Origin of the sequence: Pseudomonas sp. Irchel s3b6 (genome assembly GCF_900187415.1) — a bacterium.
Taxonomy (GTDB): Bacteria; Pseudomonadota; Gammaproteobacteria; order Pseudomonadales; family Pseudomonadaceae; genus Aquipseudomonas.
This window is the reverse complement of sequence record NZ_FYDM01000008.1, coordinates 83,082-103,831: the sequence shown is the minus strand read 5'-3', so window position 1 is coordinate 103,831 and position 20,750 is coordinate 83,082. Positions and strand designations below refer to the sequence as shown.

Genomic DNA, 20,750 nt, shown 5'->3' with positions numbered 1-20,750 from the left:
TTATGCCTGAGTCCCCCCCTGGATCATTGCCCTCTTCACCTGAGCCGCGCGGCTACTTTGGCAGTTTCCGCAAAAGCGCAGAACGCGAGTTCATGCACGAAACCGCCGACGCCTCGCTGCAGGATTCGCCCCGCAGGTCGCGGATCACCGTGTGGCTGACCGCCGCGCTGATCATCACCGCCCTGGTGTGGGCCAAGCTGGCGGTCTTGCAGGAAGTCACCATGGGTGAAGGCAAGGCCATTCCGTCGAGCAAGGTTCAAGTCATCCAGAACCTTGAAGGCGGGATCGTCACTGAGATTTTCGTGCGCGAAGGGCAGATGGTGAACAAGGGCGACACCCTGATCCGCCTCGATGACACACGCTTCCTGTCAAACAAGGGGGAAAGCGAGGCCGATCGTTATGCCCTGATGGCCCAGGTCGAACGCCTGTCTGCCGAAGCCGAGGGCCGGCCGCTCAAGCTGTCGGACGAGGTCGTGTCCAAGGCCCCGCAAGTGGCCGAAGACGAGCGCGCCCTGTATGACCAACGGCAACGCCGACTGGCCAGCGAACAGCGCACGCTGACCGAACAACTTCGGCAGAAAACCCAGGAACTGGCGGAGTTTCGCTCCAAACAAGGGCAATACAGTTCAAGCCTGGCGCTGCTGAACCAGGAAATGAACATGTCCGCGCCGCTGGTGGGTACCGGGGCGGTGTCACAGGTGGAGATCCTGCGGCTCAAGCGCAGCGCCGTGGAAATCCGTGGCTCGCTGAATGCCACCACCCTGGCGATCCCACGGGCCGAATCGGCGATTGACGAGATCAGGAGCAAACTCGATGAGTCGGTGCAGGGCTTCCGCTCGGACGCCGCCAAGGAACTCAACGAGAAACGCACCGACCTGTCGAAAATCACCGCCACCAGCATTGCCATCGACGACCGGGTGACCCGCACCACTGTGGTTTCGCCGGTTCACGGGATCATCAAGGTGCTCAAGGTCAACACCATCGGCGGCGTGGTTCAACCGGGCAGCGACATGGTGGAAATCGTGCCCCTGGAGGACAACCTGCTGATCGAAGCCAAGGTCCGCCCGCAGGACGTGGCCTTCCTGCATCCGGGTCAGAAAGCCATGGTCAAGTTCAGCGCCTATGACTACACGATCTACGGCGGCCTGTCGGCCAAACTCGAACTGATCGGCGCCGACACCATCACCGACGACAAGGGCAACAGCTTCTATCTGATCCAGGTGCGCACCGACAAAAACCACTTGGGGGGCGACGTCAAACCCCTGCTGATCATCCCCGGCATGGTCGCCACGGTGGACATCATTACCGGCGAGAAAAGCGTGCTCGATTACCTGCTCAAACCCGTACTCAAGGCCAGGACCGAGGCGATGCGCGAGCGGTAGGCCTGTATCGTTTAATGTGCACACCATCTCCGTGGCGAGCGAGCTTGCTCGCGCTGGGGTGTGGAGCGCCCCCCCCCAAAAAAAGCTACCGCGGTCTTTCAGCAAGACTTTGGCGGCCGCTCTTGGGGCCGCTACGCCGCCCAGCGCGAGCAAGCTCGCTCGCCACAGAAGACTTCATTGCCCATGATTCTTGCGGTAAGTCTCTTCACCCATCGCCGCGATCTGTCCCTCGATCAATGCCTCAAACGGTTTGAGCAACGCATCGAACGAAGTCGGCGCTTCGAGCACTTGCAACGCCTGCACGATCGCTTCCACCGTCGACAACGCACCAGGCCCCGGCGCCTTGCGCAAGCGATAGCGCGACACACCGCCATCGGCCAGGGTCACCCTTGGCAACGCGGCCAGCAGCGGATTGAGGTGCAACATCTTGCGCGCCTTGCGCCAGGTGCCATCCGGCACCACCAGTAGCAGCGGCTCATCCGTCGCGGTATACGCCTGCATCGGCTGCGCATCGTCCGCTGGAAACAGCAGGCGGGCCTGATAACCGGGCGGGTTGAGCAGCGTCGACAAGTCCTCGAATACCTCACCGACGATCAACTCGGCATTGTTCAGGCCCAACGCCGCCAGGCGCGCGGTGTTCAGCGCATGGCTCACTTCACTGGGATGCTGCAACAACAGCACCCGGGTGCGGCTGTCCAGGCTCGGGATCAGCGGGCACAGGCAATGGGTTTGCGGGCGCAGGCAACGGGCGCATTGTTTTCTGGACATGGGGCTCTCCCGATCAGGCCTGATTGAGTTGTGCTTTGAGCAAGTCACGGAAAGTCTGGATCAGTGGCTCGCGGCTACGTCCCCGGCGCACGATCATCGAGAACGGTGCCTGGTAGCCGAAGGTGGCCGGCAGCAACACGCGCAGGTCGCCCTTGTCAGCCCAGGCCTGGGCGTAGTGTTCCGGCAAGTAACCGATGTAGGCACCGGACAGCACCAGAATCAACTGAGCTTCCATACTGTCCACCGTCGCCGCGCTGTGCTTGAAGCCGTGGCGCGCCAGTTCCGCCTGGCTCCAGTAACCGCGACCGACCATGCGTTGCTGGGTGATCAGTTGCTCGGGAATCCGTCGCTCGGTGAACAATGGATGGCGATTGCTGCAATATAACCAGTGCTGCTCGCGGTAGAGCGGCATGTAGACCAGGCCGCTCATGCGTGTGGAGAACGCACCGATGGCCAGGTCCAGGCGGTTGTCCTGCACCCCCAGTTGCAGTTCGTAGGGGCTCATCACCGACAGGTGCAGGTGCACCGCCGGGTGTTCCTGGCTGTAGGCGCCAATGGCTTCGGCGAAGGGCAAGGCCTTGTCGCTGACGGTGGAGTCGATCACCCCAAGGTTGAGCGTGCCGCGCAGCTCGCCCTTGAGGGCCGCCGCGTATTGTTCGAAACCTTCGAGTTCCCCCAGCAGGCGCAAGGTCTCCTGATGGAACAGCTCGCCCTTGCTGGTCAAGCTGAAGCCGCCCCGGCCTCGATGACACAGCACCAGCCCCAACGCCCCTTCGAGCTGGCTCATGTAGGTGCTGATGGCCGACGTCGACAGGTTGAGCTCATGCTGGGCGTTGGCAAACCCCTGATGACGCACCACGCTGACGAAGATGCGCAATAGTTTCAGGTCGGGTAAAGCGTTGGCCATGGGGGGCTCCGATTGCAAGACCATAGATCGTGGGAACGATCGGAACCAAGTCTATAACTGCCAGCAACATTAGTTTAGAAAAATCTGAACTAAGTATTTGCCGGTAGCGATTCTTCTGCGGCACTCCATTTCGCAGAATCCGCCCAACAGGTGCCTGTGCATGCCCTATGCACCGAGCAACCCCATAAATAAAACAATGACGATGAGGCCATACCCGTGGACAAGATTCTTCACCAACCACTGGGCGGCAACGAAATGCCGCGCTTCGGCGGCATCGCCACCATGATGCGACTCCCCCACCTGAAAACCGCTGCCGGCCTGGACGCTGCCTTCGTAGGCGTGCCCCTGGACATCGGGACTTCGCTGCGCGCCGGCACCCGTTTCGGGCCACGGGAAATTCGTGCTGAGTCGGTGATGATCCGTCCGTACAACATGGCCACCGGCGCCGCGCCGTTCGATTCGCTGTCCGTTGCCGATATCGGTGACGTGGCGATCAACACGTTCAACCTGCTGGACGCCGTGCGCATCATCGAAGAGTCCTACGACGAGATCCTCGAGCACGACGTGATCCCGCTGACCCTCGGTGGCGACCACACCATCACCCTGCCAATCCTGCGTGCGATCCACAAAAAGCACGGCAAGGTCGGCCTGGTGCACATCGATGCTCACGCCGATGTGAACGATCACATGTTCGGCGAGAAAATCGCCCACGGCACCACCTTCCGTCGCGCCGTCGAAGAAGGCCTGCTGGACTGCGACCGTGTGGTGCAAATCGGCCTGCGCGCCCAGGGCTACACCGCTGAAGACTTCAACTGGAGCCGAAAACAGGGCTTCCGTGTGGTGCAGGCCGAAGAGTGCTGGCACCAGTCGCTGGCGCCATTGATGGCTGAAGTACGCGAAAAGGTCGGCAACGGCCCGGTGTACCTGAGCTTCGACATCGACGGCATCGATCCGGCCTGGGCCCCGGGCACCGGCACCCCGGAAATCGGTGGCCTGACCACCATTCAAGCCATCGAAATCGTCCGTGGTTGCCAGGGTCTCGACCTGGTCGGTTGCGATCTGGTAGAAGTCTCGCCGCCTTACGACACTACCGGCAACACCTCGTTGCTGGGCGCCAACCTGCTGTACGAAATGCTCTGCGTACTGCCGGGCGTGGCGCACCGCTGAGGCCTGACCATGAACGCACATGATCAGGTTCTCAACGCGGCCGCCGAACTGGTGTCGGCGTTCGCCCGAAATGATCGCGAAGCTTACTTCGGCGCGTTCAGCGCGGACGCCAGCTTCGTGTTCCACACCCTCGAAAAGCCACTGCTGTCGCGCGATGCCTATCAGGTGTTGTGGGACAACTGGCGCATCGAGGAAGGCTTCGAGGTGCTGGCATGCACCTCAAGCAACGCCTTCGTCAGCCTGCAGGGTGACGTGGCGGTGTTTGTCCATGACGTGGCCACGAAGCTGCGCATGCAAGGGGAGCAACACTTCAGCCAGGAACGCGAAACCATTGTGTTTCGCAAACAACCAGAAGGCCATTGGCTGGCCTGCCACGAACATTTGTCCGCCATGCCGGAAGGGCTGCCACCCCCTTAGCCAAGACAGGTGACGCTCACACACGATGAGCGCGCCTTGATGATCGGAGCAGATCATGAATAACAACAACAAAGAACACCGCCTTAGCAGCATCGAAACAAACGGGGTCGAACAGATCCCCGACCACGAACGCGACGCCCGACCCAGCGACCTGTTTCGCTTGATCTTCGGCGGCGCCAACACCTTTGCCACTGCCGTGCTCGGCAGTTTCCCGGTGCTGTTCGGCCTGTCGTTCCAGGCGGGCGTCTGGGCGATTGTGCTGGGCGTATTGCTGGGCGCCCTGATCCTCGCCCCCATGGGCCTGTTCGGTCCGATCAACGGTACCAACAATGCCGTGTCGTCCGGTGCACACTTTGGCGTCCACGGACGGATCGTCGGTTCGTTCCTGTCGTTGCTGACTGCCATCGCCTTCTTCTCGCTCTCGGTGTGGAGCTCGGGGGATGCGCTGATCGGTGGGGCCAAACGCCTGATCGACCTGCCGGAAACCGACCTGACCCTGGGCCTGGCCTACGGGGTGTTCGCGATCCTGGTGTTGACGGTGTGCATCTACGGCTTCCGCTTCATGCTGTGGGTCAACCGCATTGCCGTATGGGCCGCGAGCCTGTTGTTCCTGTTGGGAATCTTTGCCTTCGCCCCGGCGTTCGACAGCCAGTACGCCGGCAGCGTGGCCCTCGGCCAGGCCGGGTTCTGGGCGGCCTTCATTGGCGCAGCGCTGGTGGCCATGAGCAACCCGATCTCCTTCGGCGCGTTCCTCGGCGACTGGTCGCGCTACATCCCGCGCGAAACCCCCAAGGGCCGGATCATGCTGGCGGTGATCGGTGCGCAGATCGCCACTTTGATCCCGTTCCTGTTCGGCCTGGCGACGGCGACCATCGTGGCAATCAAGGCACCGGACTACATTGCCGCGAACAACTATGTCGGTGGCCTGCTGGCCGTCTCGCCGAGCTGGTTCTTCCTGCCGGTGTGCCTGATTGCGGTGATTGGTGGCATGTCCACGGGCACCACGTCGCTGTATGGCACCGGGCTGGATATGTCCAGCGTGTTCCCGCGGGTGCTGTCGCGGGTCAAGGCCACACTGCTGATCGGGGTGATGTCGATTGCCTTCATCTTCATCGGGCGCTTTGCGGCGAACCTGGTGCAGAGCGTGTCGACCTTCGCCGTGCTGATCATCACCTGCACCACTCCGTGGATGGTGATCATGATCATCGGCCTGGTGAAGCGTCGCGGCTTCTACTGCCCGGATGACCTGCAAGTGTTCACCCGTGGCGAGCAAGGTGGCCGCTACTGGTTCAGCCATGGCTGGAACTGGCGCGGCCTGGGTGCCTGGATCCCCAGCGCACTGGTCGGCCTGTGTTTCGTCAACCTGCCCGGGCAGTTTGTCGGTGTGCTGGGCGAACTGGCGGGCGGCATCGATATCAGTTTGCCGGTAACCCTGGGCCTGGCCTCGCTGGTGTACCTGGCCCTGCTGAGCCTGTTCCCGGAGTCGGCGCTGATGTACGGCCCGAAGGATGCACGGAGCCAGGGCGCGGAGTCGCCCGGTAAAGCGGCGTTGCGGCAAGCCGCCTGACTCAAAAGAAAACAGGAAGGTTTTGAGCTTTTGTGGCGAGGGAGCTTACTCCCTCGCCACAGAGAAAACCTGATCCCGCGTTCCACATAAAAAAGACAATCGGAGACACGCCATCATGGCTTTGGATTTATTCGTCGTACTCATCTACGCCGCCGCGATGCTGATACTGGGCTACTACGGCATGCGCAAGGCCAAGACCAACGAAGACTTTTTGGTCGCCGGTCGCAACCTCGGCCCGAGCCTGTACATGGGCACCATGGCCGCCACCGTCCTGGGTGGCGCGTCCACCGTGGGCACCGTGCGCCTGGGCTATGTGCACGGCATTTCCGGTTTCTGGCTCTGCGCCGCATTGGGCTGCGGGATCGTGGCGCTGAACCTGTTCCTCGCCAAACCGCTGCTGAAACTGAAAATCTACACCGTTACCCAGGTCCTGGAAAAACGCTACAACCCGATGGCCCGCTCCGCGAGCGCGGTGATCATGCTGGCCTACGCGCTGATGATCGGCGTGACCTCGATCCTGGCCATCGGCACCGTGCTGCAAGTGCTGTTCGGCCTGCCGTTCTGGATCTCGGTGCTGCTCGGTGGTGGCGTGGTGGTGATCTACTCGGCCATCGGCGGCATGTGGTCCCTGACCCTGACTGACATCGTCCAGTTCGTGATCAAGACCGTGGGCCTGATGTTCATCCTGTTGCCAATCTGCCTGTACCGCGTCGGCGGCTGGGATGAGTTGGTGATGAAACTGCCAGCAGCCGCCTTCAGCTTCACCACCATCGGTTGGGACACCATCATTACCTACTTCATGATCTACTTCTTCGGCATCCTGATCGGCCAGGACATCTGGCAACGGGTGTTCACCGTCAAGACCGCCAAGGTCGCTCAATACGCCGGTACCTTCGCCGGGGTCTATTGCATCCTCTACGGCCTGGCCTGCGCCCTGATCGGCATGGCGGCCCACGTGCTGATTCCGGACCTGGACAACGTCAACAACGCCTTCGCCGCCATCGTCAAACTGTCCCTGCCGGACGGTATTCGTGGCCTGGTGATCGCCGCGGCACTGGCCGCCATGATGTCCACCGCCAGCGCCGGCCTGCTCGCCGCGGCCACCACCCTGACCGAAGACCTGCTGCCGAAACTGCGCGGTGGAAAGCAGTCGAGCCTGGCGGTCAACCGCCTGGTCACCCTGTTGACCGGTATCGTGGTGCTGGGTATCGCCCTCATCGTCAACGACGTGATCAGCGCCCTGACCCTGGCCTACAACCTGTTGGTGGGCGGCATGCTGATCCCGCTGATCGGCGCCATCTTCTGGAAACGAGCCACCACCGCCGGCGCCATCGCCAGCATGGGCCTGGGCTTCGCCACGGCCCTGGTGTTCATGGTCACGGATGGCCTGGATGCCAACACGCCGATCTACTACAGCCTGGCAGTCGGCCTGGTGAGCTTCGTCGTGGTCAGCCTGGCATCCCGTCGCCCGGCAACCGTGGCGAACGCGATATAAGCTGAAACCAACAACGGCTTGAACCTTTTCTTCGGCGGGTGCAGCGTCGGTTGCTGCACCCGTTTTTTTTCGCCTGGAGAAAAACACCATGCTCATTGTCAGTCGCAATCAATGGTTCGAAGTCAAACAACTGAACGACGCTATCCGCCTGATCCACGAGCCGTACATCCGGCCGTTCTACCGCTGCAACCTGTGGCATATCCAGGGGCGCGACAAGGACCTGCTGCTCGACACGGGTTCAGGCCTGGTCAGCCTGCGCGAGCAGTTGCCGTGGCTGACCGAACGCCCGCTGGTCGCCGTGGCCAGCCATTGCCACTTCGACCATATCGCCGGTCATCACGAATTTCCCGAGCGCCTGGTACACCCGGCCGAGGCACGGATCCTCGCGGCACCGGATGGCGACAACACCCTGTCCAGGGCCTGCGTCGGCGACGACATGTTCGAGGCGCACCCCGACTGCCCGCTGTGTTACGCCGAATACCGGGTCAAAGCCGCACCGGCGACCGGTTTCGTTGAGGACGGTGATGTGCTCGACCTGGGCAACCGCACCCTGCAGGTGCTTCACACGCCCGGCCACTCACCTGGTGGCATCAGCCTGTTCGAAGCCGCCACCGGCACACTGTTCAGTGGCGACATCATCTACGACGGCCCCTTGGTTGAAGACGCCTACCACTCCAACCTCGAGGATTACGCCAGCAGCCTGCAACGCCTGCGCACGCTACCGATCCGTACGGTGCATGGCGGCCACTTCCCAAGCTTCTCCGGGGACAAGCTGCGCGACATGATTGACCAATGGCAACGTCAACACCGCTGAGGCTGTGCTGTACTCACACCAAAGGATTAATACTTTTGCAGGAGACGCACCTCTTCAGCCAGGCAAGATCATGAACACAGAGGCCATTCGCAAAGCCGTGCATCGCTTCATCAGCCGCTTGCTCTAGGGTCGTGAGGATTTCGCGGACAACGCCAGCCTGTCGCAACTGGGGCTGGACAAGCAGGACATCGAGGAGCTGATTTTTTATCTGGAAGATGAGCTGAAGCTGACCGCCTTCACTCATGAAGAAGATCAACTACTCAAGTCAGCCACCACCGCCGAGGACCTGATCCGGTTTCTGGAGCAGATCGGCCAACAGTGAGTGTGTGCTCAGTGGAAATGGGCGGGTGCGATGTCGCAGCCACACGCGGCACCTTGGCGATGCGGGCGGCTGCGACCTGCTGATGTGTTGCGTGTTACCGGCGGCGTTGTTGACGTCGACGTTGATCGTCGTCGGTGCGGATAGGCACAGGTTGCAGAGGCGGTTCGATCAAACCAAGCGCGACACCGAGGTCATGGAGCCAGTTTTGCAGTTTCTCTTTCATGGTGCCCCCCTTCAGGGTAATGCCGAGCGACCGGGTTCTGTAGACGCTTCATACAGATAGTAGCCTTAACTCCTACGCAATGCTCGCCCAAGAACGCAAAGATCTGTTACTTAATTGATCTGAATCATCTTCAACGGGCCGTGCTCGCGGCCCATCGCGGCCACCAGTCAATATTGCCCCAGCGCCTTGCGCAAACGGCGACGGACCCACTGTTCGGCGCTGACAAAGGTGATCCCCAGCAGCACCAGCACAGCACCCATGACGAAGTTGAGGGTCAATTTCTCCCCCAGCAACAGCACCCCGAACGTGACACCGAACAGCGGGGTCATGAACGAAAACACCGCCAGGTTCGCCGCCAGATAACGGCGCAGCAACCAGAACCAGATCAGGTAACTGAAGAATGACACCACCAGCCCCTGAAACAGCACGCTGGTAACCGCCACGGCCGTCAATTGGACATGGGTCACCTGGCCGCTGGCCACCGCGATCAGCAACAGGCCGACGAAACCGACGATCAGTTGATAGAACAAGGTCAGGGTCACCGGTGCTTCCGACAACCGAGAGGCGCGTACCACCACGGTGGTTGCACCCCAGGCCGCTCCGGCCAGTACACCGAGCGCGTCGCCCAGCAACATGCGCCGGTCCAGATTGTCCCAGGACACGCCACCGGCAAACGCAATGCCAATGCCGATAAAGGCCAGCAGAATCCCCAGCCATTGCACCGGGCGCAAGCGCTCGCTCGGCAGCAACCAATGCACGCCCAGCGCGGTAAAAATCGGCGCGGTGTAGAGGAACACCGACATATGGGCCGCTGTGGTCAGTTGCAGGCCTTCGGAGATGAACAGGAACTCGAGGCCAAACAGGCTGCCGGCCAGCAGACCGCCACGCCAGGTGCTGCCGACCTGGTCCCAACCGCCCTTCCAGCAGATCAACAGGCCCACCAGCAACGCGGAGATTCCCGAACGTCCAGCGGCCTGCATCACAGGGGCAATGTCCGCGGCGGCCCACTTGATCATCACCTGCTGGATGCCCCACACCAGGCACAGCCCCACCATCACTTGCAGGGCAAACGCATCGGCGCTGCGCCGAGTGGCAATCATCACGAAACCTCGCGAACGGTTAATGACATGGCGGTGGCTCGACAGAAAACAAAAGCCCCGGTACTTGACCAGGGCGGCGGTTGACGCGGTGAAGTATTAACCAGACTGGCCAAAGGACAGGCCTGAACAAGACCTTCACATGATCAGGTGCGGCACGCATTCCGGCCGTCGGTCAGGTTCACCCTGCCCTACGGCCGGATTATCGAACTTAGCTGAGCTCGATACGGTCGGCGTGAATAACGATCTGGCCGTTCTTGTAGAGCGCGCCAATGGCCTTCTTGAAGTTGCCCTTGCTGACACCAAACAAGCTGCTGATCAGTGCCGGGTCGCTCTTGTCGCTGACCGGCAAGGTGCCGTTATTGTCGCGCAACTTGGCGAGGATCTTCGAGTTCAAGCTGGTGGCGGCCTCGACACCCACAGGCTGCAGGCTCAGGCTGATCTTGCCGTCGGCACGCACTTCCTTGATAAAGCCCTTCTCTTCCTTGCCGGCACGCATGAACTTGAAGATTTCGTTCTTGTGGATCAGACCCCAGTGCTTGTTGTTGATGATCGCCTTGAAGCCCATGTCGGTCGCTTCGGCCACCAGCAGGTCGACTTCCTGGCCAGCCGTGTAGTTGGCCGGGGTTTTGTCCAGATAGCGATCCAGGCGCGCGGTCGCAGTGATACGACGGGTGTGCTTGTCGAGGTAGACATGCACCACGCAGTATTCACCCGCGGTCATCTGACGCTTTTCCTCGGAGTACGGCAGCAGCAGGTCCTTGGGCAGGCCCCAGTCGAGAAACACACCGATGCTGTTGACTTCAACAACTTTGAGGCTGGCAAATTCACCGACCTGAACTTTTGGTTTTTCTGTCGTGGCGATGAGTTTGTCATCGCTGTCCAGATAAACAAAAACGTTCAGCCAGTCTTCATCTTCGCTGGGAATATCTTTGGGAATATAACGATTGGGCAAAAGGATTTCGCCATCCGCGCCACCGTCCAGATATAAACCGAAGTTAGTGTGTTTAACCACTTGCAAACTGTTGTAACGCCCGACTAAAGCCATTTCCAATACCCTCATTGCTTGGGCGGCATTCTACCCGTTTTTGCTCGCGCCGTTGGGTGAGCGCAGGGCCTGCGCAGAAAAAACCGCCGCAAGGCTCTATTTTCCTGGGTTTTGTGTCAGCTCGCGGCCCGCTCGTCAGCCCGTCGCGGCCGCAGCCACCGAAATCGTTGCCCCGCGCAGGCGATATTTCAGAGCAAGGTTCTTATTTAAAACAGTCGCTTAGGGTGATAATCCAAAGAGCAACTTCTGCTTGGTCGACGGACGCCCCCTGTTATTCCAGGAAGATATTTACCAAGCAATTGTCAAGCATTTCCTGTATGATGGCTGGCCAAGTTAATTTTCTACAGGTTAATGGCCGCCATGCGTGTAAAAGCATCCAACAGCAAAGCAAAGCCAGCTCCAGCCGTTGAAACCAGCGAGTCGATCAACGACCAGATTGCCGCTTTCCTCAAATCCGGTGGCGAGATCCAGCAAATTGCCAAAGGCGTCAGTGGCCAGACATTCGGCCCGTCCAAGCAGATTACCCTGGGCAAAAAGTAATACCCCCTCGCGTCACCCTGGTCCCTAAGCGCTTTGAGCATCGAAGCGCTAGGACTGGAACCCTCCCCACTCCCTCCCCCTGTCAGCCCGCCGAATCGACAAGCCCATGACTTTTGGCCCGTCAATCGACGAACGGTAGCCAGCCGTCGACATTCGCCGGTATGCTTTGAACGCTCTAGACCGCGCGTTTCCCGACACAGGCCGACTCCAGTAGAGAGGCCGCCATCATGAACCGCCAGGCCTGCCGCACCTTCAAGAGTGAAGCATGCTCAAACTGACGACGCTACTGATCGGCCTGCTGGTGTGCATGAGTGCCGATGCACAGATCTTCCAGCGCGAACTCGGTGACTATGACCTCAAACTAGGCACAAGCCCTAGTCGCAGCATGGCCCAGGGCCTGGTCAAGCCGTCCAGCACCGGCTCATTCCACGGTGGCCTGGACCTGAGTCATGACAGTGGCTGGTATGTGGGTCAATGGGCCCCGAGCATGGGCCTGTCGCCCGCCAGCAACCTGGAAGTCGACTCGTACGTGGGATTCAAGCGCCCTTTCGACCGGACCCTGGGTTATGAAGTGGGCATGATCCACTACAGCTACCCGCAACTGGACACCCTCGACAGCCAGGAGTTTTTCGGCGGCCTTACCTTGCTGGGCAGCCGCTTCGGTGCAGCGTTCAGCAACGATCCGGACAAGCGCAACAGCACCCTGTTCGCCGACCTCAGCGGCACCCAGCCGTTCGGCGTAGGGCTCAGTGTCAAGTACACCACCCACAGGCTCTTTACCCCGACTTCGATTGCCGACGGCAGTTATGTCAGCGGTTTCAACGATTGGTCGGTCAAGCTCTCCCGGCCCTGGATGGGCATCGACCTGAACCTGATCTACAGCGACTCAAGCCTTAATGGCAATGATTGCAGTGCCTATTCCGGGCACAACAGCCAATGCGATGGCTTATTCACCTTCAAGGCCGAACACAGGTTCTATTGATTGGTTGAACGCCCGGGTCCATCCTGCGTTCAAATACCAGAACAACGCTTGCGCAAGGATTGGCCCATGACGCGCTGGTTGAAACACCTGAGTCTGCTGCTGCCCCTGTGCCTTGCCCTGACGGCCTGCAACCGCGTGGACCTGGCCTACCGCAACCTCGACACGATCATTCCCTGGACGCTCAACGATTACCTGAACATGGATCGCGAGCAAAAGGACTGGCTCGAAGAACGTCTTGAGGAGCACCTGCAATGGCACTGTGCAACGCAGTTGCCCGACTACCTGGACTGGTTCACCCGCGCCCGACAAATGGTCATCACCCGCCAGGTCACCGATACCGCCCTGCAAGCCCGGACCCTGGAAGCCAAGCAAGCCATCGCCCGGACCGCTCGGCAAATCACGCCGTCGGCGGTCGAATTGTTGCGTGGGATGAACGATCAGCAGGTCAATGAGATGAAGCAGGCCTTCGCCAAGGATGTGCGCGAGCGTCAGGAAAAATACGTCAAACCGCCTCTGGCCCGACAAATCCAGCGACGCAGCCAACGCATGGACAAGCGCCTGACCGACTGGCTCGGCCCACTCAACAAGGCTCAGCAACAGCGAGTGCTCGCCTGGTCCACCGCCCTGGGCGATCAGAATCGGCTATGGATCGCCAACCGGGCCCATTGGCAGGCGCTGTTCAGCCAGGCGATGGACCAGCGCCACACCAGCGACTTTGCCCAACGCATCGAAACCCTGCTGGTGGATCGCGAATCGTTATGGACCCCGGCCTACCGCCAGGCTAACGCCAACGCCGAAGCCCAGGCCCGCGGCCTGCTGGTCGACCTGATGGCCGACAGCAGCGACGAGCAGCGCCAGCATTTGCAGAACCGGATCGACAAGGTGCGCGATCAGTTCAACGCACTGAAGTGCTTGAGGACGGCGGGCACCTCCTGAGCGGCCTGCGCCCTGGAGCCCCCATCAGCCAACGTGAACGGATCCCGCACATCGCACCGGGTGCTCCCCTGTACCGACCGACGGTATGTCGAATTCCCCCAGCGCCCGACGACTACTCTGTGCAAGAGGGTCTAACCCCACAGCACGGGTCGATTTTCGCCACCGCTGGCAGGAGATAACACCATGAACATCCAGAATCATCCCGTCGTGTCCCGGGAAGAGTGGCTCACCGCGCGCCGCGAACACCTGGCCCACGAAAAAGCCTTCACCCGGGAACGGGACAAACTCAGCGCCGAACGCCGGGCCCTGCCCTGGGTGAAAATCGACAAGGACTACCGGTTTCAGGGTGCTCACGGCGAACTGAAACTGGCCGACCTGTTCGGCGGCCGCAGCCAGTTGGTCATCTACCACTTCATGTTCGGCGCGGGTTGGGACGAGGGTTGCCCGGGGTGTTCCTTTCTCTCCGATCACATTGACGGCGCCAACCAGCACCTGGCCCACCATGACGTAGCACTGGTGGCGGTGTCCCACGCCCCCTTCGCCGAGTTCCAGCCATTCAAACGGCGTATGGGCTGGAAGTTCGACTGGGTGTCGTCCGAAGGCTGCGACTTCAACTACGACTTCGGCGTCTCGCTTCGAGCAGAAGCAGTCACGGCCGGCAGCGCCACCTACAACTACGAAAAAACCGACAGCAGCGAAGAAGAACTCCCCGGTCTCAGCGTGTTTTATCGCAACGAAGCCGGCGAAATATTCCACACCTACTCCACCTACGCCCGGGGCCTGGACTTGCTGGTAGGTACCTACAACTACCTCGACCTGACACCCAAGGGCCGTAACGAGGACGAAATCATGGATTGGGTGCGCCATCACGATCGCTACGATGACCAGGCGCCGACCAGTTGCTGCCACTCATGATCTGATCGACAGGCGCGAGGCTGGTCGGCACCGCAGAGAAAAAGCCGATCGCTGAAAAACAAAAACCCGGACAGGGTCCGGGTTTTTGACAGCAAGCTACATGTTGTCAGCGAGCGATGGCGCGTTACTCAGCGGCCGGAGCTTCCGGCTTGCGGCGCTTGAGCGGGGCCATGCCGTCCTTGCTGACCAGCGACAGGGCGTCGGTCTTCGGCCGGTTGGCGATCTTGCGCTTGGTCGGTGCCTTGGCGGCTGACTTCTTCTTGTCACCCTTGGCGTCGGTTTTTTTCTTCTTCACGCCAACGGCCTTGCCCGACGCCTTGACCTTTTTCGGTCCGCCGTAGGTGCCTTTGACTTCCTTGATGGTGCGGCGCTCGAAGCTCTGCTTGAGGTAGCGCTCGATGCTCGACATCAGGTTCCAGTCGCCGTGGCAGATCAGCGAGATCGCCAGGCCATCGTTACCGGCACGCCCGGTACGGCCGATACGGTGCACGTATTCGTCGCCGCTGCGTGGCATGTCGAAGTTGATCACCAGGTCCAGGCCGTCCACGTCCAGGCCGCGAGCGGCTACGTCGGTGGCCACCAGGATCTTCACCCCGCCCTGCTTCAGACGGTCGATCGCCAGCTTGCGGTCCTTCTGGTCTTTCTCACCGTGCAAGACAAACGCCTTGTACTCCTGCGCCACCAGGCGGCCGTAGATACGGTCGGCCATGGCCCGGGTGTTGGTGAAGACGATGGCCTTCTGGTAGGTCTCGTTGGCCAGCAACCAGTTGACGATCTGCTCTTTGTGCTGGTTGTGGTCAGCGGTGATGATTTGCTGGCGAGTGGTCGCATTCAGCTGGCTGACCGCATTGAGCTGCAAGTGCTCAGGGTTGTTCAGCACCTTGGCGATCATCTCGCGCAGGCCCGAACCGCCGGTGGTGGCGGAGAACAGCATGGTCTGCTGACGGTTGGTGCACTCGTCCACCAGACGCTGCACGTCTTCGGCAAAGCCCATGTCGAGCATGCGGTCGGCTTCGTCGAGCACCAGCACTTCAACTTCTTTCAAGTCGAGGTTGCCAGCGTTCAGTTGCTCGATCATCCGGCCCGGGGTACCGATCAGGATGTCCGGCACCTTGCGCAGCATCGCGGCCTGGACCTTGAAGTCTTCACCGCCGGTGATCAGGCCGGACTTGATGAAGGTGAACTGGGAAAAACGCTCCACTTCCTTCAGGGTCTGCTGGGCCAGCTCGCGGGTTGGCAGCAGGATCAGGGTCTTGATGCTGACACGGACTTTCGCCGGGCCGATCAAACGGTTGAGGATTGGCAGAACGAATGCAGCGGTCTTGCCGCTACCGGTTTGTGCCGTCACCCGCAGGTCACGCCCTTGCAGCGCGAGCGGGATAGCCGCTGCCTGCACAGGCGTTGGCTCGACAAATTTAAGCTCGGCCACGGCTTTGAGCAGGCGTTCGTGCAGGGCGAATTGGGAAAACACGGGTGCTACCTCGAAGAAATACAAAAAATCAGCTGCATAGGGTAACGGTTTCGAGCGCGTAGGCCGAGTTTCTTTATGCAATCGAACGCAAACAGTGGCTTTTTTGTCAGTTGATTTGTCCCAGACCGTAACTCGATGCTTCTAAAGTGCTCTAATCGACCGGTCTCATCCTACAGAAGAATCGTTTTCGCCTATGGATCTCAAACAGCTCTGGCTCAATACCCAGGATCTCTGGAATGCCCTGGGACAACACCCGCGGATTTACTCCTTCCTGGCATTCCTGCTGCTCTTGTTCGTCGCACTGGTAGTCGGACGAGCGGCGCGCTACCTCATCCTGCGCGGCGTGGAATTGCTCGGTCGCCAGCCGGCGATGTACTGGCTCAACGACTTTCTCAAAAACAAAGTGTTCCATCGCCTGGCGCAGATCGTGCCCTCGCTGGTGATCCAGTTCGGCCTGGGCCTGATCCCCGAGATGAACAAGGTCACCCAGCACTTTCTCGGCAACGTTGCCCTGGCCTTCACCATCCTGTTCCTGATGCTGGCCATCAGCGCCCTGCTCAATGCCCTGCTGGACATCTACGCCCGTACCGAACATGCCCGCACCCGCTCGATCAAAGGTTACGTGCAACTGGCGAAAATGGTCTTGTATGTGTTCGGCGCGATCATCATCGTCGCCACCCTGATCGACCGATCACCGCTCTTGCTGCTGTCCGGCCTGGGTGCGATGTCGGCCGTCATCATCCTGGTCTACAAGGACACCCTGCTGTCGTTCGTCGCCAGCGTGCAACTGACCAGCAACGACATGCTGCGGGTCGGTGACTGGATCGAAATGCCGCAAGTCGGTGCCGACGGCGATGTGGTGGACATCACCTTGCACACGGTCAAGGTGCAGAACTTCGATAAGACCATCGTCTCGATCCCGACCTGGCGCCTGATGTCCGAGTCGTTCAAGAACTGGCGCGGCATGCAGGCCTCCGGTGGTCGTCGGATCAAACGCAGCCTGTTCATCGATGCCAGCGGCGTACGCTTCATCACCGACGAAGAGGAACAGAGGCTGACCCAGGTTCGCCTGCTGACCGACTACATGGGCCGCAAACAGGCTGAGCTCAAGGCCTGGAACGAAGCCCAGGGCAATGTCGCGGCAATGTCGGCCAACCGCAGGCGCATGACCAACATCGGCACCTTCCGTGCCTATGCGCTGGCGTATTTGAAGGGCCACCCGGAGATCCAGCCGAACATGACCTGCATGGTCCGCCAGATGCAGACCACCGCCCAGGGCGTGCCGCTGGAGATCTACTGCTTCACCCGCACCACCGCGTGGGCCGACTACGAGCGCATCCAGGGCGATATCTTCGATTACCTGCTGGCGGTACTGCCGGAGTTTGGCTTGAGCCTGTATCAGCAACCGAGCGGCAATGACCTGCGCGCCGGGGTGCTGCCGGCCGTGCTGGGCGCCAGCCATCTCCCGCTGCTGGAAACGTCCATGCGGTAACACCGTTTTTCCTTGCTCAGATCGTTCCTGCTACACGGGAACGATCTGCACAGGGCTCACGTATAAAGTCAGGACGCGCTTGCCGTCTGACGCACACCCAACCGGCTGATCCACACCGCCGCCAGTATCACCAACCCGCCAAACATCAGCCGCCCCAGCTCTTCATGCTGGTTCCAGATCAGCAAATTGATCAGCAGCCCCACGGGTACATGCAGGTTGTTCATCACCGCCAGGGTCCCGCCGTTGACCAGGCAGGCGCCCTTGTTCCACCAGTACAGGCCCAGTGCGGTGGACACTAGCCCGAGGAACAGCAACACGCCCCACTGCAGCGGCGCTTCAGGCAGGAAGTCGCTTTTACCGAACAGCACAAAGGCCGGCAGCACCACCGCCAGCGCGCCCAGGTAGAAGTAACCGAAGCGTCGATAATGCGGCAGGTCGCTTGGATGGCGTGCCACCAGGTGCTTGTACAGCACCTGCCCCGCGGCGTAGGTGAAGTTGGCCAGTTGCAGCAGCAAGAAGCCCATGAGGAAGTCCGGACTGATGCGGTCGTAGCGGATCACGGCCGCCCCCAGCACAGCAACCAATGCCGCCACCAGCGCCCAAGGGTTGAAGCGGCGGTTGAGCGCATCCTCGATCAAGGTCACGTGCAAGGGCGTGAGAATAGTGAACAGCAGGACTTCCGGCACCGTCAGCACCCGGAAGCTCAGGTACAGGCAGACGTAGGTCACCCCGAACTGCAAGGCGCCGATCAGCAGCATCCCGCGCATGAACGCAGGCTCCACCGAACGCCAGCGGGTCAGCGGGATGAACACCAGACCGGCCAGCAGTACCCGCACCAGCACCGCGAAGTAACTGTCGACATGACCGGCCAGGTACTCGCCGATCAGACTGAAGGAAAACGCCTGAATCAGCGTGACAAATAGCAGATAGCCCATACGCGCCTCGTCCAAAGTGGCGGCGACGATAGCGGTTTTGCCACGGACAGTGAAGGCCGGGTAACAACAGGCAAAAAAAAGCCCGATCTCGCTAAAGCGTTCAATCGGGCCAGGGCACTCAGGAGCAATAAGTGCAAAGGGAGGTTCGATGCGCGTGGAGCCTTGAAGGGTTGCGCCAGATCACTAGACCATCCAGCGATTAACGGGCGATTAACCTATCAGGCGACCTGGGCCAGTTTGGCGTTGGCCTGGTTCAGTCCTTTTTCCTGGAAGTCACCGCCCAGGTTCATCCCTTCGGCATGAATGAAGCTGACGTCATGAATACCGATGAAGCCCATGACCTGACGCAGGTACGGTTCCTGGTGATCGGCGGTGCTGCCCGCGTAGATGCCGCCGCGAGCGGTCAACACGTAGGCACGCTTGCCGCTGAGCAGGCCCTGGGGACCGGTCTCGGTGTACTTGAAGGTCACCCCGGCACGCAGCACATGATCGAGCCAGGCCTTGAGGGTGCTGGGGATCGCGAAGTTGTACATCGGCGCGGCCATCACCAGTACGTCGGCGGCCAGCAATTCGTCGGTCAGCAGGTTGGAGCGCTCAAGCGCGGCCTGTTCGATTGGGTTGCGCTGCTCGGCAGGCTTCATCCAGCCACCCAGCAGGCTCACGTCCAGATGGGGGACCGGGTGGGTCGCCAGGTCACGGACGGTGATCTGGTCGGCCGGGTGCGCGGCTTTCCACTGATTGATGAAGGTTTGCGTCAGTTGACGGGAAACCGAGTCTTGCTGGCGGGCGCTGCTTTCGATGATCAGAACGCGGGACATGGGATGTAGCCTCCATCGGTGAATGCTGTAAGTCGATGGAGTGGAGATTAAACAGAGTCATATCGATGAAAAAGCGCAAATAACTGCTACAACCCATCAATAAATTCGTTTATAAGCGAAGCATGCCATGGGCATCTGCTTCGCTTGAGTGCTTATTGCTTCTCGATGCAGGTCAGGCCGATGCGCAATTTGATGATCTTGCGGCTGAATTTGGCCGTGACATCGGTGCTTTTCCCCGCGACCAGGCTGACACGCCGCGTGCGAGGCGATTCCGGGCCGTTGGCGAACACCACCGTGCAATCGGCGTCGGTCTTGCCGTAGTTGTTCAGCGTGATGGAACCCATATCGTAGTCGGTCGCGTAGGTGGTGTAGTCGACCCCCAGGCCATTGAGTTCTTTTTGTACATCGATGGGATAGGCAAACGCACTCAACGGCAACATCGCCAGCACCGCACAACAGACTTTTTTCATTCGACAGCCTCCAAAGGAAGCTGCCAGCTTAGGACAAGAGGAGCCCATGATGAAAGCGCCCCGCGTGACCCTGGATCAATGGCGCACGCTGCAAGCCGTGGTCGACCACGGCGGATTTGCCCAGGCCGCCGAAGCGCTGCACCGCTCGCAATCGTCCGTCAGCTACACCGTGGCGCGTATGCAGGACCAGCTCGGCGTGCCGCTGCTGCGCATCGACGGGCGCAAGGCCGTGTTGACCGAAGCCGGTGGCGTGCTGCTGCGGCGCTCGCGACAGCTGGTCAAACAGGCCAGTCAACTGGAAGACCTGGCCCACCACATGGAGCAAGGTTGGGAAGCCGAAGTGCGCCTGGTGGTCGACGCCGCCTACCCGAGCGCCCGCCTCGTGCGTGCCCTGACTGCCTTCATGCCGCAAAGCCGTGGTTGCCGGGTTCGCTTGCGCGAAGAAGTGTTGTCCGGGGTCGAGGAAGTCCTGCTCGAAGGCGTGGCCGACCTGGCCATCAGCGGTTTCAGCATTCCCGGTTATCTGGGGGCGGAACTGAGCCATGTCGAGTTCGTCGCCGTCGCCCATCCCGAGCACTCCTTGCATCGCCTGAACCGCGAGCTGAATTTCCAGGACCTCGAAAGCCAGTTGCAAGTGGTGATCCGTGACTCCGGTCGGCAACAGCCGCGCGACGTCGGCTGGCTCGGCGCCGAGCAGCGCTGGACTGTCGGCAGCCTGGCCACCGCGGCGACCTTCGTCGGCAGCGGCCTGGGCTTTGCCTGGCTGCCACGGCACATGATCGAACGGGAACTCAAGGAGGGCCTGCTCAAGCTGCTACCGTTGGACCAGGGTGGCAGCCGTAACCCCAGCTTTTACCTGTACTCGAACAAGGACAAACCCCTGGGTCCGGCCACGCAGATTCTCATCGAGCTGCTGCGCACCTTCGATACCGCGCCGCTGGATGCCCCTTTCGCCGCCCCGGAACAAGCCTGACAAGGAGTTGC

Annotated in this window: 21 protein-coding genes and 1 pseudogene; 13 read left to right on the top strand and 9 right to left on the bottom strand. The window is 60.6% G+C overall.

Annotated elements, in window-relative coordinates; genetic code table 11:
- The first annotated feature begins 2 nt into the window (after positions 1 to 2).
- Entirely contained in the window at positions 3 to 1,382 is a 1,380-nt protein-coding gene (locus tag CKW07_RS15200) for an HlyD family type I secretion periplasmic adaptor subunit (protein WP_095145624.1), read from the top strand.
- Positions 1,383 to 1,556: 174 nt separating this feature from the next.
- Here the strand turns inward: CKW07_RS15200 and CKW07_RS15195 are convergent, their stop codons facing one another.
- Together CKW07_RS15195 and CKW07_RS15190 are read right to left on the bottom strand one after the other, a co-directional pair.
- Entirely contained in the window at positions 1,557 to 2,150 is a 594-nt protein-coding gene (locus tag CKW07_RS15195; RefSeq protein WP_095145623.1) for a tRNA-uridine aminocarboxypropyltransferase, read from the bottom strand.
- A 13-nt stretch (positions 2,151 to 2,163) separates the two neighbouring features.
- Entirely contained in the window at positions 2,164 to 3,057 is an 894-nt protein-coding gene (locus CKW07_RS15190) for a LysR family transcriptional regulator (RefSeq protein WP_095145622.1), read from the bottom strand.
- Positions 3,058 to 3,273: 216 nt separating this feature from the next.
- Here CKW07_RS15190 and speB point away from each other — a divergent pair, with 216 nt between their 5' ends.
- The 6 genes and pseudogenes from speB to CKW07_RS25735 all read left to right on the top strand — a co-directional run bounded on the left by speB (position 3,274) and on the right by CKW07_RS25735 (position 8,839).
- Positions 3,274 to 4,224 (top strand): agmatinase, encoded by a 951-nt coding sequence (gene speB, locus CKW07_RS15185; RefSeq protein WP_095145621.1) that lies wholly within the window; start codon positions 3,274 to 3,276, stop codon positions 4,222 to 4,224.
- Positions 4,225 to 4,233: 9 nt separating this feature from the next.
- Positions 4,234 to 4,641, top strand: a complete 408-nt coding sequence (locus CKW07_RS15180; protein WP_095145620.1) for a nuclear transport factor 2 family protein — start codon at positions 4,234 to 4,236, stop codon at positions 4,639 to 4,641.
- A 55-nt stretch (positions 4,642 to 4,696) separates the two neighbouring features.
- Positions 4,697 to 6,208 (top strand): cytosine permease, encoded by a 1,512-nt coding sequence (locus tag CKW07_RS15175; RefSeq protein WP_095145619.1) that lies wholly within the window; start codon positions 4,697 to 4,699, stop codon positions 6,206 to 6,208.
- A 115-nt stretch (positions 6,209 to 6,323) separates the two neighbouring features.
- Complete coding sequence (locus CKW07_RS15170) at positions 6,324 to 7,703, top strand: sodium:solute symporter (RefSeq protein WP_095145618.1); 1,380 nt, start codon at positions 6,324 to 6,326, stop codon at positions 7,701 to 7,703.
- Positions 7,704 to 7,791: 88 nt separating this feature from the next.
- Positions 7,792 to 8,517 (top strand): MBL fold metallo-hydrolase, encoded by a 726-nt coding sequence (locus CKW07_RS15165; RefSeq protein WP_095145617.1) that lies wholly within the window; start codon positions 7,792 to 7,794, stop codon positions 8,515 to 8,517.
- 70 nt (positions 8,518 to 8,587) lie between these two features.
- A pseudogene (locus CKW07_RS25735) lies at positions 8,588 to 8,839 on the top strand (acyl carrier protein).
- Positions 8,840 to 8,933: 94 nt separating this feature from the next.
- Here CKW07_RS25735 and CKW07_RS25730 read toward each other — a convergent pair.
- The 3 genes from CKW07_RS25730 to CKW07_RS15150 all read right to left on the bottom strand — a co-directional run bounded on the left by CKW07_RS25730 (position 8,934) and on the right by CKW07_RS15150 (position 11,207).
- Positions 8,934 to 9,062 (bottom strand): PA1414 family protein, encoded by a 129-nt coding sequence (locus tag CKW07_RS25730; protein WP_256577055.1) that lies wholly within the window; start codon positions 9,060 to 9,062, stop codon positions 8,934 to 8,936.
- Between the two features lie 167 nt (positions 9,063 to 9,229).
- Positions 9,230 to 10,162, bottom strand: coding sequence for a DMT family transporter (locus tag CKW07_RS15155; RefSeq protein WP_095145616.1), 933 nt, complete (start codon positions 10,160 to 10,162; stop codon positions 9,230 to 9,232).
- 208 nt (positions 10,163 to 10,370) lie between these two features.
- Complete coding sequence (locus CKW07_RS15150) at positions 10,371 to 11,207, bottom strand: S1 RNA-binding domain-containing protein (RefSeq protein ID WP_095145615.1); 837 nt, start codon at positions 11,205 to 11,207, stop codon at positions 10,371 to 10,373.
- Positions 11,208 to 11,558: 351 nt separating this feature from the next.
- On the opposite strand from CKW07_RS15150, the gene CKW07_RS15145 reads away from it, so the two are divergent.
- From CKW07_RS15145 to CKW07_RS15130, 4 genes are all read left to right on the top strand, one after another.
- Positions 11,559 to 11,747 carry a hypothetical protein gene (locus tag CKW07_RS15145; protein ID WP_030131898.1) on the top strand — a complete coding sequence of 63 codons (189 nt, stop codon included), beginning with the start codon at positions 11,559 to 11,561 and terminating at the stop codon, positions 11,745 to 11,747.
- 265 nt (positions 11,748 to 12,012) lie between these two features.
- Positions 12,013 to 12,729 (top strand): TorF family putative porin, encoded by a 717-nt coding sequence (locus CKW07_RS15140; RefSeq protein WP_095145614.1) that lies wholly within the window; start codon positions 12,013 to 12,015, stop codon positions 12,727 to 12,729.
- Positions 12,730 to 12,795: 66 nt separating this feature from the next.
- Positions 12,796 to 13,665, top strand: a complete 870-nt coding sequence (locus CKW07_RS15135; protein ID WP_095145613.1) for a DUF6279 family lipoprotein — start codon at positions 12,796 to 12,798, stop codon at positions 13,663 to 13,665.
- Positions 13,666 to 13,848: 183 nt separating this feature from the next.
- Positions 13,849 to 14,580: a thioredoxin family protein gene (locus CKW07_RS15130; RefSeq protein ID WP_095145612.1), complete on the top strand. Its 732-nt coding sequence runs from the start codon at positions 13,849 to 13,851 to the stop codon at positions 14,578 to 14,580.
- A gap of 124 nt (positions 14,581 to 14,704) precedes the next feature.
- On the opposite strand, the gene CKW07_RS15125 is transcribed toward CKW07_RS15130, so the two are convergent.
- The gene (locus tag CKW07_RS15125) at positions 14,705 to 16,051 is read right to left on the bottom strand and encodes a DEAD/DEAH box helicase (protein WP_095145611.1); all 1,347 of its coding nucleotides are present in this window, start codon (positions 16,049 to 16,051) and stop codon (positions 14,705 to 14,707) included.
- A gap of 193 nt (positions 16,052 to 16,244) precedes the next feature.
- Here CKW07_RS15125 and CKW07_RS15120 point away from each other — a divergent pair, with 193 nt between their 5' ends.
- Positions 16,245 to 17,543 carry a mechanosensitive ion channel family protein gene (locus CKW07_RS15120; RefSeq protein WP_095145610.1) on the top strand — a complete coding sequence of 433 codons (1,299 nt, stop codon included), beginning with the start codon at positions 16,245 to 16,247 and terminating at the stop codon, positions 17,541 to 17,543.
- A gap of 68 nt (positions 17,544 to 17,611) precedes the next feature.
- Here the strand turns inward: CKW07_RS15120 and CKW07_RS15115 are convergent, their stop codons facing one another.
- The 3 genes from CKW07_RS15115 to CKW07_RS15105 form a co-directional block, all read right to left on the bottom strand.
- Positions 17,612 to 18,478: a carboxylate/amino acid/amine transporter gene (locus CKW07_RS15115; protein WP_095145609.1), complete on the bottom strand. Its 867-nt coding sequence runs from the start codon at positions 18,476 to 18,478 to the stop codon at positions 17,612 to 17,614.
- Between the two features lie 218 nt (positions 18,479 to 18,696).
- Positions 18,697 to 19,296 carry an FMN-dependent NADH-azoreductase gene (locus CKW07_RS15110; RefSeq protein ID WP_095145608.1) on the bottom strand — a complete coding sequence of 200 codons (600 nt, stop codon included), beginning with the start codon at positions 19,294 to 19,296 and terminating at the stop codon, positions 18,697 to 18,699.
- A gap of 152 nt (positions 19,297 to 19,448) precedes the next feature.
- A complete protein-coding gene (locus CKW07_RS15105) occupies positions 19,449 to 19,766 on the bottom strand; it encodes a 3-phosphoglycerate kinase (RefSeq protein ID WP_095145607.1) in 318 nt (105 codons plus the stop codon).
- A gap of 49 nt (positions 19,767 to 19,815) precedes the next feature.
- On the opposite strand from CKW07_RS15105, the gene CKW07_RS15100 reads away from it, so the two are divergent.
- Positions 19,816 to 20,739, top strand: coding sequence for a LysR family transcriptional regulator (locus CKW07_RS15100; protein WP_095080403.1), 924 nt, complete (start codon positions 19,816 to 19,818; stop codon positions 20,737 to 20,739).
- The last annotated feature ends 11 nt before the right edge of the window (positions 20,740 to 20,750 follow it).